General features: G+C 63.2%; 10 protein-coding genes and 1 riboswitch. Of the genes, 2 read left to right on the forward strand and 8 right to left on the reverse strand.

The window, feature by feature from the left end; translation table 11 throughout:
* Nucleotides 1-61 precede the first annotated feature (61 nt).
* From atzF to M1D68_RS06765, 7 genes are all read right to left on the reverse strand, one after another.
* Nucleotides 62-1846, reverse strand: a complete 1785-nt coding sequence (atzF, locus tag M1D68_RS06735) for an allophanate hydrolase (RefSeq protein WP_457969745.1) — start codon at nt 1844-1846, stop codon at nt 62-64.
* A 22-nt stretch (nt 1847-1868) separates the two neighbouring features.
* On the reverse strand, nt 1869-5549 hold the full coding sequence (gene uca / locus M1D68_RS06740) for an urea carboxylase (protein WP_457969747.1): 3681 nt from the start codon (nt 5547-5549) through the stop codon (nt 1869-1871).
* 297 nt (nt 5550-5846) lie between these two features.
* Nucleotides 5847-6488 (reverse strand): urea amidolyase associated protein UAAP2, encoded by a 642-nt coding sequence (locus M1D68_RS06745; RefSeq protein WP_420766726.1) that lies wholly within the window; start codon nt 6486-6488, stop codon nt 5847-5849.
* Between the two features lie 11 nt (nt 6489-6499).
* Nucleotides 6500-7225, reverse strand: a complete 726-nt coding sequence (locus M1D68_RS06750; RefSeq protein ID WP_434562802.1) for an urea amidolyase associated protein UAAP1 — start codon at nt 7223-7225, stop codon at nt 6500-6502.
* 13 nt (nt 7226-7238) lie between these two features.
* On the reverse strand, nt 7239-8027 hold the full coding sequence (locus M1D68_RS06755) for an ABC transporter ATP-binding protein (protein ID WP_457969750.1): 789 nt from the start codon (nt 8025-8027) through the stop codon (nt 7239-7241).
* Nucleotides 8024-8839, reverse strand: a complete 816-nt coding sequence (locus tag M1D68_RS06760; protein WP_420766723.1) for an ABC transporter permease — start codon at nt 8837-8839, stop codon at nt 8024-8026. The genes M1D68_RS06755 and M1D68_RS06760 overlap by 4 nt, the downstream gene beginning before the upstream one ends.
* 15 nt (nt 8840-8854) lie before the next feature.
* The gene (locus M1D68_RS06765) at nt 8855-9922 is read right to left on the reverse strand and encodes a putative urea ABC transporter substrate-binding protein (RefSeq protein ID WP_457969752.1); all 1068 of its coding nucleotides are present in this window, start codon (nt 9920-9922) and stop codon (nt 8855-8857) included.
* A gap of 60 nt (nt 9923-9982) precedes the next feature.
* A riboswitch (guanidine-I (ykkC/yxkD leader) is annotated at nt 9983-10084 on the reverse strand.
* Between the two features lie 306 nt (nt 10085-10390).
* Between M1D68_RS06765 and M1D68_RS06770 the strand changes: the two genes are divergently transcribed.
* Nucleotides 10391-10786, forward strand: a complete 396-nt coding sequence (locus M1D68_RS06770; RefSeq protein ID WP_420766721.1) for a hypothetical protein — start codon at nt 10391-10393, stop codon at nt 10784-10786.
* A gap of 118 nt (nt 10787-10904) precedes the next feature.
* Here M1D68_RS06770 and M1D68_RS06775 read toward each other — a convergent pair whose 3' ends face one another.
* Nucleotides 10905-12017: an enoyl-CoA hydratase/isomerase family protein gene (locus tag M1D68_RS06775; RefSeq protein WP_420766720.1), complete on the reverse strand. Its 1113-nt coding sequence runs from the start codon at nt 12015-12017 to the stop codon at nt 10905-10907.
* A 130-nt stretch (nt 12018-12147) separates the two neighbouring features.
* Here M1D68_RS06775 and ung point away from each other — a divergent pair, with 130 nt between their 5' ends.
* Nucleotides 12148-12840: a uracil-DNA glycosylase gene (ung, locus tag M1D68_RS06780; protein WP_434562806.1), complete on the forward strand. Its 693-nt coding sequence runs from the start codon at nt 12148-12150 to the stop codon at nt 12838-12840.
* The last annotated feature ends 50 nt before the right edge of the window (nt 12841-12890 follow it).

The raw sequence follows: 12890 nt of genomic DNA on the forward strand, positions 1-12890 counted from the left end.
GAGCCCCTGGATTTGCGATTTGTGAACCGGTGGCGAGGGAGCGGACTCCCTCGCCACCGGTTCATCGCGATTCCAGGGTTCGCAAATAAGCCCGCCATCCGCCCAAATGGCTGATGTCCTGTGCGCCGTCCAGGCCATACGGCTCGCAGATGAAACCGCTTTCCCAGCGCCCGTCGGCCAATTGCACCTTGCCCAACCCAAGCGGTGCGGGGATACCGGTCAGGAACGAGCCCAGTTCACTGGTTGGCAGTTCCCAGATTTCCACCTCGATCGCCATGCCTCCCTCGCCAACCCGAAGCATGCCGGGGCGCATTGGCGGGCCGCCGGCGAGGGCATAGAGCCGATAATCCGGCGAGCTTTGGCTGACCTCGACCAGCCGGGCCCCACGCTGCTTGAGTTGCCAATTCAACGCCAAACCCTCCAGGTGCGCGCCGCACACCACCAGCCGAGCCCGATCATGGCGCGCGGGATTGGCGGGGGTTGGCAAGTCATCCAGTTGCTGACGCTGCAAGGCGTCGGCCACGCCCAGCAGGTATTGATCGGTGAAGGCCCGGCCGAACAACGTCACGCCCCACGGCAAACCGCTGGCCATGAAGGCGCTGGGCACGGCGACGGCGGCGTAGTCCAGCAGGTTCATGAAGTTGGTGTAATAACCCAGTTCAGCGTTGCGCTGCAGCGGTTCGGCAGCGAGTTCGGCGAGGCTCACCGGGCGCCCGATGGTGGGGGTGAGCACGCAGTCGAGGGCTTCCATGGTTCGGTCGCACTGGGCCTTGAGCGCTTGCAAACGGTACTGGGCGCGGAAAGTTTCTACACCCGTTACGGTAGGCGCTTTCGCCAGCACGGCGCGGATGACCGGCAGCACCGCGCTGGAGTCGCGCTCGATCAGGTCCCCGGCAACGCTGTAGCGCTCGGCGACCCAAGGTCCCTCATACAGCAAGCGCGCCGCTTCGAGGAAGGGCGACAGGTCCAGCTCGACGACTTCGCCGCCCAGACGTTCGAGTCGCTCAATGGCGTCGCGGAACAACCGTGGGCCTTCGTCGCAGCCAAAAAATTCCAGGTCTTGCCAGCGAGGCACACCGAAACGAAAGCGCCGCGGCGCGCCGAACGCCGAGCCGTCGTTCCATTGCGGGTTGCGGCGGCTGTATTCGTCGCGCGGGTCGAAATGCGCGGTCAATGCCAACAGCTGGCTGGCTTCCCGCGCCGTCGCGGTGAAGGTCGTCACGCAGTCCAGCGTACGGCAGGCCGGCACCACGCCGGCGGTGGAAACCAAACCTTTGGTGGCTTTCAGCCCGACCAGATTGTTCAGCGCCGCGGGCACCCGGCCGGAGCCCGCGGTGTCGGTGCCCAAGGCAAAGCTTGCCACACCCAGGGCCACCGCCAGCGGCGAGCCGGCACTCGAGCCACCCGCCGGATAATCCGCCAGCACGCTGTTGCGGCAGGCACCGTAGGGGGTGCGGGTGCCGTTGAGCCCGGTGGCGAACTGATCGAGGTTGGTCTTGCCCAGGGGAACAGCGCCCAACGCCAGCAACTGCTCGACCACTGTGGCCGAACGTTGCGGTACGTAGGCAAACGCCGGGCAGGCGGCCGTGGTGGGAATGCCGGCCAGGTCAATGTTGTCCTTGATGGCGAACGGCACGCCATACAACGGCAAGCTGTCCAGGTCGCGACTTTCCAGGGCCGCCAGATAAGGCTCCAGCTCCTCGGGCGACAGCAGGTGAATGAACAGGTGGTAGTCCGGGTTGAGCGCAGCGGCTTTTTCCCGCAGGGCCAGCAGCAACTGGCGGGGTGTCGTTTCCCCTTTGCGATAGGCGTCGCGAAGGTTGTCCAGGCGCAGAGAAAGGTTCATCGCGTTAATCCTTTGTTTGAGTTCAGTCACGTTCCAGCACCACGACACGCTGCCCTGCGCGCACCGCCGAACCGGGTTGGACGCGTACTTCACGTACCACGCCGGCCATGGGCGCAAGCACCGGGATCTCCATCTTCATGGACTCCAGAATGACCAGTACGTCACCGGCGGCAACTCGCGTACCCACCTGCACTTGGACTTGCCAGAGATTGCCGGCGATGTGGCTGTCGACGCTCAGTTGGCCCGCGTCCAGCAACGCATCTTCGCTCGGCGCGAGTGTCGGTTCCTCACTGTCGAAATGAGCCTGGCCGCTGGCAATCCAGCGCTCGCGCTCGGCGTTGAAGGCACGTTGTTGCTGCTGGCGGAATGCGCCGATGCTGTCCGCTTCCCGGGCCAGGAAATGCTGGTAGTGCGCGAGGTTGAGTTGGCTGTGCTCGATCTTGAGGTCGAAGCGGCCCAGCGGGAAATCCCGGCGGATGCGCAACAGCTCATCGGCGCTGACCGGGTAGAAGCGGATCTGGTCGAAGAACCGCAGCAACCAGGGCTTGCCATCGAACGCGGCCACGTCCCGATAACGATTCCACATCTGCAACGTGCGCCCGACGAACTGATAGCCGCCGGGACCCTCCATGCCGTACACGCACATGTAGGCGCCGCCGATGCCCACCGAGTTTTCCGCGGTCCAGGTCCGGGCCGGGTTGTATTTGGTGGTCACCAGGCGATGGCGCGGGTCCAGCGGGGTGGCGACCGGCGCGCCGAGGTAGACGTCTCCCAGCCCCATCACCAGGTAGCTGGCGTCAAACACCGTGCGCTGGACCTCGTCGAGGTTCGGCAGGTCATTGATGCGGCGGATGAACTCCAGGTTGCTTGGGCACCAAGGGGCGTCCTTGCGCACGGTGGTCATGTATTTTTCGATGGCCAATTGGCAGGCCGGATCGTCCCAGGACAGTGGCAGATGAACGATGCGCGACGGCACTTGAAGATCTCGCGCGGCGCACACCGCGCCCCACTCGCCGGCGACGATTGCCAGCAGTTCGGCCAGAGGCAGTTGTTCGGGTTGGTAATGCACTTGCAGCGAACGGATGCCAGGCGTCAGGTCGATCACGCCGTGCAGGTGTTTTTGTTCCAGCGCCTGCATCAAGGCGTGGGCGCGAAAGCGCAGCACCAGGTCCAGTTCGGGTGCGCCGATTTCCAGCAGTAGGTGGGTGTCACCAGATAATCTTGCCACCAGGCGCGTGTCGTCCAGCCCGATATCCAACACCACAGGCGACACCAATGTTTGTGTATCCCCAAAACCTGTGGCGAGGGAGCTTGCTCCCGCTGGGTCGCGCAGCGGCCCCGACTTTTCACCGGTAAGCGTGTTGTCCGGCGAGCGCTGCGCACTCGAGCGGGAGCAAGCTCCCTCGCCACAGGGGAAATCCATTGCCAGTGCGCGCGCGGTCTCCAAGTCCACCGGCACAAACCTGACCTTGTCCCCCGCCTTGAGCTGCCCCAACTGCCAGAGGTCCGCCTCGATCACCGTCACCGGGCAGACGAAGCCACCCAGGCTAGGGCCGTCGGGGCCGAGGATGACAGGCATGTCGCCGGTGAAGTCCACGGCGCCAATGGCGTAGGGATTGTCATGGATATTGGACGGGTGCAGGCCTGCTTCGCCGCCGTCGGCGCGCACCCATTGCGGCTTGGGCCCGATCAGTCGCACGCCGGTTCGGCTGGAGTTGAAATGCACTTCCCAGGAGGTATCGAAAAACGTCTGGATGTAGCGCTCGGTGAAATATTCCGGCGCGCCATGGGGGCCGTAGATCACCCGGATTTGCCGCACGGCTGGCAACAGCAGAGGCGGCTCGTCCACTGTCGGCAACACGGCGTGCTCATCCAGCGCAGCCAGGTGCAGCACATCGCCGGTACACAGCGCCCGTCCACCATGGCCGCCAAACTGGCCGAGGGTGAAGGTGCTTTTGCTGCCGAGGTAATCCGGTACCTGCAAGCCACCTTGCAGGCACACATAGCTGCGCGCCCCGGCGCCGGTGATGGTGCCCAGGGCCAGAGTGGATCCGGGATTGATCGACAGCGGGGCGTTCATCGGCACCGCTTCGCCGTCCAGGGTCAGGGCAATTTGCGCACCGGTCACCGCCACCCGGGCGTTGCAATTGAAGCGCAGCACCGGCCCGCTCATGGTGATTTCCAGGGCCGCCGCGCCTTCGTCATTGCCCAGCAGGCGATTGCCCAAGCGCTGCGAGCGGCTGTCCATCGGACCCGACGGCGGTACGCCCACGGCCCAATAACCGAGGCGGCCCGGGTAATCCTGCACGCTGGTCTGGGTGCCAGGGCTGAGCACTTCGAAGGTGTTGGCGCGATAGGCCAGGGTTTCCAGGCAGCGCGTCCAGGGCTGGCCGCCGGCGAAGGGCGCGTCGAGAAGAATCTGTTGCAGGTAGATGCGGTTGGTTTCCACGCCGTAGAGCAGGCTTTCGTCCAGCGCTTGATGCAATCCCAAGCGCGCCTGTTCACGGGTCGGCGCCCAGCGAATCACCTTGGCGATCATCGGGTCGAAATAGGGCGGGATCTGGCAACCTGCCTCGACCCACGTGTCGATGCGCAGTTGTTGCCCGTCGGCGTGGGGGAATTTCACGGCGGTCAGCAGGCCCGGGCTCGGCTGGAAATCCCGGCCCGGATCCTCGGCATACAGGCGCGCCTGGATCGCGTGGCCCTCAGCTTTCAGGCCCAGGCTCAGCTCGCTCAAGGGCGGCAGTTCGCCGGCGGCCAGTTGCACCATCCAGCGCACCAGGTCCACGCCCCATACCTGCTCGGTAACGCCGTGCTCCACCTGCAGGCGCGTGTTTACTTCCAGGAAGTAGAAGCGCCCGGCGTCGCTGTCGTAGACGAACTCCACGGTGCCCGCGCTGCGGTAGTTCACTGCCCGGGCCAGTTTGATCGCCGCTGCGCAGAGGGCGTCGGCCATGCCCTCGGGCAGGTTGGGCGCGGGCGTTTCTTCAATGACCTTCTGGTTGCGCCGCTGCACCGAACAGTCGCGCACGCCGAGGGCGATCACTTGGCCTTGGCCGTCGCCGAAGACCTGCACCTCCAGGTGCCGTGCCCGTTCGATGTATTTTTCGATGAACACGCCGGCGTCGCTGAAGTTGTTCTGTCCCAGGCGCTTGACCGCTTCGAAGGAATCGCTCAATTCGGCGGCGCTACGGCACACACGCATGCCAATCCCACCGCCGCCAGCCGTACTTTTCAGCATTACCGGGTAACCGACCTGCGTTCCGGCCAGCAGCGCGGCGTCGAGGCTGTCGAGCAGTTCGGTGCCTTCGAGCAGCGGCACGCCGTGCCGCTTGGCCAGGTCTCGGGCGGTGTGCTTGAGGCCGAACACCCGCAGTTGTTCCGGCGTCGGGCCGATGAAGGCGATACTGGCGGCCTCGCAGGCTTCGGCGAAAGCGGCGTTTTCCGAGAGGAAACCGTAGCCGGGATGAATCGCCTTCGCGCCGCTGCTTTTGGCGATTGCCAGGAGCTTATCCACCGCCAGGTAGGTGCCCGCCGCCGCGCCTTCGCCCAGGCAGTGGGCTTCGTCGGCCTGGAGGATGTGCAGGCTGGCTTCGTCCGCTTGGGAGTACACCGCGATGCCTTGGACATTCAGCTCGCGCAAGGTCCGCAGGACGCGGCAGGCAATAGCGCCACGGTTGGCGATGAGGATTTTTTCGAACATGGCATTGCCCCCTCAGGCATGGGTGCTGCCTGAACTGGGATGCGGGCCGTCCCGCAGTTTTCGATGGCCGCCGGGGTCGTCCCCGTGGGCGAAACTTTCTTAAAAACACCATCGGACCTTGTGGGAGCGAGCTTGCTCGCGATGGCGGCGGCACATACAACCTCGATGTAGCTGACAGACCGCTATCGCGAGCAAGCTCGCTCCCACAGGACCGGCGGCGTTCAGCCGATCATTTAATGCACTGCCCCGACCGGCTCTGGCACAACGCGAACAGCCAGCGGCGCAGGCGCATGAGTTTCAGTTCCATATCAAAAGCTCCGCAGGCGTGGGGTTATAGGCGTTGCATGGGTTATTCAACTGCGGGCAGTTGGAGATCAGGACGATCACGTCCATCTCGGCCCGTAGGTCGACGTATTTGCCCGGTGCCGAGATCCCGTCTTCGAAGGTCAGGCCGCCGTCGGCGGTCACCGGTACGTTCATGAAGAAATTGATGTTCGGCCCGATGTCGCCCTTACCGAGGCGGCCGTCGTGGGCGCAGGCCCGCAGGTAGTTATCGCGACAGCTGTGCATGTAGCGTTTTTCCAGGGCGTAGCGCACGGTGTTGCTTTCCTGGGCGCAGGCGCCGCCGAGGGTGTCGTGACGTCCGCAGGTGTCTTCGATGATCGTCAGCATCGGTCGACCGAGGTTGGAATACAGCACGCTGCCGGTACTTAGATAAACGCTGTTCTGCCGGCGCAGGGTGCGTTGCACGTCGTAGCGTTCCTTGGGGTTGGCCAGGCTGTAGAACAGCGTATCGACCGCCTGGTTGCCTTCCAGGTCCAGGATGCGCAGGGTCTGGCCGGCCTTGACCTCGGTCAGCCAGGGTTCCCCGGCGGGAATCGTGGCGCGGTAGACGGCGGTCTCGGCGTGCTTGTGTGCGGTGGCGATGGCGAGTGACATGGCGACGATCCTCAGGCGAACAGGCGGTCGGTATTGATGAAGCCCCGCTGGTTTTCCGGGCGCGAAAGGCGGCAGTGTTCGGCGACGCTGGGGTTGGCATTCATCCAGCTGAGCTTGAGCGGCTGCGGGGCGTATTGCGGGTTCGGGTCCATCGGGTGTTGCAATGCGGTCAGCACCACCAAGGTGTCCATTGGCGCGTACAACTCGATGTAGTCGCCCGCCTTGGAGTTGCCTTCCACGAAATGAAAGTGGCCGGCCTCGTCGACATCGACCCGGCTGAACAGGTTGAGGGTCATCAGCAGGTCGGACAGGCCCAGCCCCCATTTGCCCAGTTCCACCAACAGGTTGTCGGTGCCGTTGCGAAAGAAGCCGTTGCGCAGTTCCTGATAGCGGCCCTGGCCATATTTTTCATCGACTTCCTCGGCGCAGAGCACACCGCCCAGGCTGTCGCTCCAGCCGCAGGTGTCGACGGTGATCGCCGCCAATACCCGGCCCATGTCGGAATAAAGGCAATGGCCGGCGGTGAGCTTGGCGGTGTGTTGGCACTTAAGGCTGTCCGGCAGGTTCAGGCGTTCGGTTTTTTCGTTGGCGTTGAGCAGCGTCAGGCTCACGTTGGCGCCGCCGCGAAGGTCGGTCAGGCGCAGCAGTTGGCCGCGCTTGAGCACGAAGGAACGGTGGCCGCCGCCGGGCAGAATCTCTTCAGCGAAGGGGGGAAATACTTGGATCGAATCGGTCATGGAAAAGCTCCTTTCAAGCGATACGCAGCGTGCCGGCCAGTTCGGCGGGCTGGGCGTCGACGGCGGCACGGGCGGTGCGACGGTCGCTGTTCAATGGAATGTCGTAGGTGATGCGTGCGCCATAGGCGCCAGGGGCGTGTGGATCGACGCGGACCTTGTCGAACACCAGCAGGCGTGTGCCGAGGCTGAAACCTTCGGACAGATCATGGGTGACCATGAATACCGTCAGCCGGGTTTCGCGCCACAGTTCCAGCAGCAGGGCGTGCATGTCTTTGCGAATGCCCGGGTCGAGGGCGCCGAACGGTTCGTCCAGCAGCAGGACCCGGGGCTTCATGATCAACGCCTGGGCAATCGCCAGCCGTTGCTGCATGCCGCCGGAGAGCTGCGCCGGGTATTTGTCCAGCGCGTGGCCGAGGCCAACCTTGTCCAACAGTTGCGCAGCCTCTTCGCGAGCCTGGCGTTTGGCACTGCCGAACAAACGCCCCAGCAACGGCGAGCGCGGCAACTCCAGGCCCAGGGCGACGTTGTCCAGCACCGTCAGGTGCGGGAACACCGAATAGCGCTGGAACACTACGCCCCGGCTGGCATCCGGCTCGCCCGCCAAGGGTTCGCCGTCCAGCAGGATCTGTCCGCGACTGGCGCGCTCCTGGCCGAGCAGCAAGCGCAGGAAAGTCGACTTGCCGCAACCCGATGCGCCCACCAAGGTGCAAAATTCACCCTCGGCGACGTTCAGGTTCAAGCGTTCCAGCACGACCTGATCGGCGTATTGCTGCCAGACATTGTTCACACAGATAAAACTCATGCCTTCGCTCCCTCGTACCAAGGAAACGCTCGACGGGTCAGGCGTTTGAGGCCCCAGTCCATCAGCCAGGCGAGCAGGGTGATCCACACCACGTACGGCAGGATCACGTCCATCGCCAAGTAACGACGCACCAGGAAAATCCGATAACCCAGCCCATCGGTGGACGCGATGGCTTCGGCGGCGATCAGAAACAGCCAGGCCGAACCCAGCATCAACCTCAGGGAGATCAGCAAGCGTGGCAGCAGTTGCGGCAGGACCACGCGCAAGATCAGAGTCCAGGTTGACGCGCCGAGGGTCTGGGCCTTGATCAGCAGCTCACGGGGAATCTCCCGGGCGCGCTGTTCCAAGTCCCGGGCCAGACACGGTGTGATGCCGATCACGATCAGCATCACTTTCGACAATTCCCCCAGGCCGAAGACGATGAAGAGGATCGGCAGAATCGCCAATGGCGGCACCATCGACACCACGGTGAGCAACGGTGAAAGCGGTGCGCCCAACAGCGGCAGCGTGCCAGCCGCGATGCCCAGGCACAGCCCGACCAGGGCGCTGATGCCCAGGCCGATCGCCAACCGGCGCAGGCTCGACGCGGTGTCTTGCCAGAGCAGGTAGTCGCCACTGCGCGCATCGGCGGTAAAGGCCAGGCGTTTCACCGCATCGGCCATCTGCCCGGCGCTGGGCAGCAGCTTGTCGTTGGGGTTGTCCGTCAACCGTTCGGCCGAGCCCATGAAGTAGGCGAACAGCACCAGCGCGAACGGCAAGATCACCAGCAACAAGCGGCTGGGACGGTCCGGGTAGCGGTTGATCAGGCGCATGCCAGCTCCTCCGGTTTACAGCTTGGCGTCGGCGGCCAGCTGTACGTAGGTCGGATCAAAGCGCAGCTTCAGGTTGGCCTTGTCGCCGCGAGTCACGCCATTGGCGAACGCCATGCCGACCGCATCGGTGTCCCTGGCGCCTTCGCCCAGCAAGCCGTGCTGGAACGAAAACGCCGCCACCTTGCCCATGGTGGCGGGCAGTTGTTCGCTGGTGACGAAGGCCAGCGCTTCCGTGGGCGTGGCGAACAATTTGGTGGTGTCCAGTTGCGCCTGGAAACCTTTGAGGTCAGTGCCCGACGCTTTGGCCATGTGTTCCAGCGCAGCGTTGGCGGCAGCGTTCCTGGCGTTCACCAGCGCCACCACTTCAAACCAGGCGCCGGTCAAGGCCTTGCCCAGGGCTGGGTTGTCTTTCAGGGTCTGGGTGTTGACCACCATCATGTCCATGATCTCGCCGGGCACTTGGCTGGAGTTGAACACTTCGCTCACGCCCGGCTGGGCCTTGATGTCCGAAAGCATCGGGTTCCAAGTGGTGACGGCCTTGACCTGGTCGGTGTTGAAGGCAGCGGAGATATCAGCGTCGGAGGTGTTGACGACTTTCAGGTCTTTCTCGGCGAGGCCGACCGAATCCAGGGCACGGGCCAGCAGGTAATGGGACACCGACAATTCCACCAGGTTGACGTCCATGCCTTTAAGGTCGTCAACTTTCTTGCCTTCGCCCTTGAGGACGATGCCGTCGTTGCCGTTGGAGAAATCGCTGACGATCAGCGCGGTGCTGTCCACGCCGCCGGCGGCGGGAATGGTCAGGGCGTCCATGTTGGTCATGGTGCAGCCGTCGAACTGGCCGGCGGTGTACTGGTTGATGGATTCAACGTAATCGTTGAGCTGCACGACATCGATGGTAATGCCGTACTTTTTTGCCCACTTGTCGACGATGCCTTGGCTGCCCGCGTACTCCCAGGGCATCCAGCCGGCGTAAATGGTCCAGCAGACGCTGAAGTGGTCTTTTTGCGCGGCGGCGGATGAGAAGCTCAGGAAAGCCGAGAGGACGGCGACGAGCAGGGCGGACAGACGAAGCTTGAACATGGTGGTTCTCCAGTTGATCAAGGGCGGACAGGAGCAACGCGGCACCGCGAACGGTGTCTTGTCTCCCGGGCTTTTGTCCCGCCGTGTAACCTCAACTGGAGGTCGCCAACTCTCGGACCAGCCACTCGCCAGAGGCGAGCCGGAACCCTAGTCAGCCATTGCAAATTGTGGTGCCGCGAACCTGTGATGACTCCTGCACGGGATTGGTAAAGCGAGAGCCGTGCCAATTCGGGCAGAGGCCCGGGCCAGAGGGGGTGGGTCTGAGGGAGGAATGATCGGGGGGCGGATTTGTGCTTGGTTGTGGTGCTGTCGCGCACCGGAAGAGGGCGACGAGGGACATGTTTCCAGTTGTTGCCAGGTCGCACCAGATTCCGATTTCGCTGTCAGATTAATCGTCAGTCACCCCAATAGATGACTGCTGCCCATCAGCGTCGCTGGTGCGGCCCATTCGCGGTCCAGGAGGCCGCCATGTATCGACGACTGCTCCTCATTGCGTTTCTTGGTCTGACTCTTTCGGCATGCGTGCCTTACTACGACGGAGGCTCGAGCTACTATCGTTCAGAGGTCTATACCTCACCAGCGCCGGCCTATTACAGCGGTGGGTATTACTCGGCCCCACGGGGCTATTACGCCCCACGGTACTACCAACCGGCGCCCCGTTATTACTCGGCCCCGCGCTACTACCAACATGGCCCGCGCTATTACTCGCCACCGCGAGCGGCGTACCGGCCTTATCCACACCGAGGCGGCTGGGATGGTCGCGATCGAGGCGGCTGGAACGATGACCGTCGTGGCCGGGGCGGGCGTGACCGCGGACATGACCATCGAGGACGTGGTCATGATGGGCGAGGCAACCATCGGTAAAGGACAGGCAGCAAAAAGCGGCGCATGAAGCGCCGCTTTTTTTATGCCTGCGATAAATCCGGCGGGATGACCTCTGTGGGAGTGAGTTTTCTCCTGCGCGGATATGATTCTGGCTCGGTTATTCGTTGGACAAATCCGCCAACGGATGCCGACCCTCCCACACCTTGTGAAAATGCGCTTGCACCGCTGCTTCCGGTACATGATTGATGTCCGGCCAGTGCCAGTGGGGTTTGTGATCCTTGTCGATCAATCGCGCCCGCACGCCTTCGCTGAATTCCGGATGGCGACAGCAGTTCAGGCTCAAGGTGTACTCCATGCGGAACACACCGGCCAACGACAAATGCCGCGCCCGGCTGATCTGCTCCCAGACCAGGTGCGCCGTCAACGGCGAGCCCTCGGTCATGGTCTTGGCCGCGCGGGCGATCAGCGGATCAGGATGCTCCACCAGCAAGCTGAGGGCCTTCCAGGCGCAGCGGACGTCACTGACATCCAGCCATTCGTCGATTTTGTGCCGACGGGGCAACCACTGGGCTTCGGGCAACTGGGTCAGCGCTTCTTGCTGCAAGGCCTTGAGCAGACTGTTGAGTTGCATCTCGGTCTGTTCCTGCCAATTGAGTTGCAACAAGCCCTCGATCAGGTCGTCCTGCTGCTCATCGAGTAAAAAACGATCGGCCAGGCCCAGGTCGATGGCGTCGCGCGCGTTCATGTGGGCACCGGTCAGGCCGAGAAACAGGCCCAGCTTGCCCGGCAGGCGCGACAGGAACCAACTGGCGCCTACATCCGGGTACAACCCGATGCTGATTTCGGGCATCGCCAACCGACTGCTCGGCGTGACGATCCGCGTGCTCGCGCCTTGCAGCAATCCCATGCCGCCGCCGAGCACGTAGCCATGGCCCCAGCACAGCAATGGCTTGGGGTAGGTATGGAGATTGAAGTCCAAGCGATATTCGGCGGCGAAGAATTGCGCGGCCAGCGGCGGCACCTCGCCGGGGTGGGCGCGGCAGGCTTCGGCCAGGCTGCGGACCTCGCCACCGGCGCAAAACGCTTTGGCACCTTTGCCGCGCAGCAATACGCAGACTATCTGCGGGTCCCTGGCCCAGGTGTCGAGCCGATCACGCAGGGCGTTGATCATTGGCAGGGAGAGGGCGTTCAAGGATTTTTCGGCGTCCAGGGTGGCGATGCCCAGGCGCGCGCCATCGATGCCGGTGAGTTCTTCGAAGTGCAGATTCATCGTGACCTCGATCAGAAATTGAATGATCAGTATGACTGCTGTACGAGAAAGTGCCGGATCCGTGTCAGATCAATTGACAAGCCTTGTGGGCTTTCCTAGGGTGCGCCCATTGTTTTTACCGGGTGCAACCATGACCGCTGACGACCGTATCAAGCTCGAACCCAGCTGGAAGCAGGCACTGCGTGCCGAGTTCGACCAGCCCTACATGGCAGAGTTGCGCGAATTCCTGCGCAGTGAATACGCCGCCGGCAAGGAGATCTACCCTCCGGCCCCGTTGATTTTCAACGCCCTCAATTCCACTCCGCTGGACAAGGTCAAGGTCGTGATCCTCGGCCAGGATCCCTATCACGGGCCGGGCCAGGCACATGGCTTGTGCTTCTCGGTGCAGTCGGGCGTGCCGACACCGCCATCGCTGGTGAATATCTACAAGGAATTGAAGCGCGACCTGAACATCGACATTCCCAACCACGGTTATCTGCAAAGCTGGGCCGAACAGGGCGTATTGCTGCTCAATACCACCCTGACCGTTGAACGCGCCAATGCCAACGCCCACGCCAAGAAAGGTTGGCAGCACTTTACCGACAGGGTCATCGAGGTGGTCAGCGAACACCAGTCGAACCTGGTGTTCCTGCTGTGGGGCGCCCATGCCCAGAGCAAACAGAAGCTGATCGATGCGACCAAGCATTTGGTCTTGACCTCGGTGCATCCGTCACCGCTGTCGGCCCATCGGGGCTTTATTGGTTGCGGGCATTTCAGCCGGGCCAACAAGTTTCTGGAGCAGCACGGCGAGAAGCCGATCGAGTGGCGGTTGCCGCCGGTTTGACGCGCTAGTCGAGCGGGCCCCATCGCGAGCAGGCTCGCTTCTACAAAGGT

Source organism: Pseudomonas sp. R4-84, from assembly GCF_054130985.1.

Bases quoted from the DNA above. Each gene is read 5' to 3' on its own strand.
- atzF (WP_457969745.1), bottom strand. From the start codon at position 1,846: ATGAACCTTTCTCTGCGCCTGGACAACCTTCGCGACGCCTATCGCAAA.
- uca (WP_457969747.1), bottom strand. From the start codon at position 5,549: ATGTTCGAAAAAATCCTCATCGCCAACCGTGGCGCTATTGCCTGCCGC.
- M1D68_RS06745 (WP_420766726.1), bottom strand. From the start codon at position 6,488: ATGTCACTCGCCATCGCCACCGCACACAAGCACGCCGAGACCGCCGTC.
- M1D68_RS06750 (WP_434562802.1), bottom strand. From the start codon at position 7,225: ATGACCGATTCGATCCAAGTATTTCCCCCCTTCGCTGAAGAGATTCTG.
- M1D68_RS06755 (WP_457969750.1), bottom strand. From the start codon at position 8,027: ATGAGTTTTATCTGTGTGAACAATGTCTGGCAGCAATACGCCGATCAG.
- M1D68_RS06760 (WP_420766723.1), bottom strand. From the start codon at position 8,839: ATGCGCCTGATCAACCGCTACCCGGACCGTCCCAGCCGCTTGTTGCTG.
- M1D68_RS06765 (WP_457969752.1), bottom strand. From the start codon at position 9,922: ATGTTCAAGCTTCGTCTGTCCGCCCTGCTCGTCGCCGTCCTCTCGGCT.
- M1D68_RS06770 (WP_420766721.1), top strand. From the start codon at position 10,391: ATGTATCGACGACTGCTCCTCATTGCGTTTCTTGGTCTGACTCTTTCG.
- M1D68_RS06775 (WP_420766720.1), bottom strand. From the start codon at position 12,017: ATGAATCTGCACTTCGAAGAACTCACCGGCATCGATGGCGCGCGCCTG.
- ung (WP_434562806.1), top strand. From the start codon at position 12,148: ATGACCGCTGACGACCGTATCAAGCTCGAACCCAGCTGGAAGCAGGCA.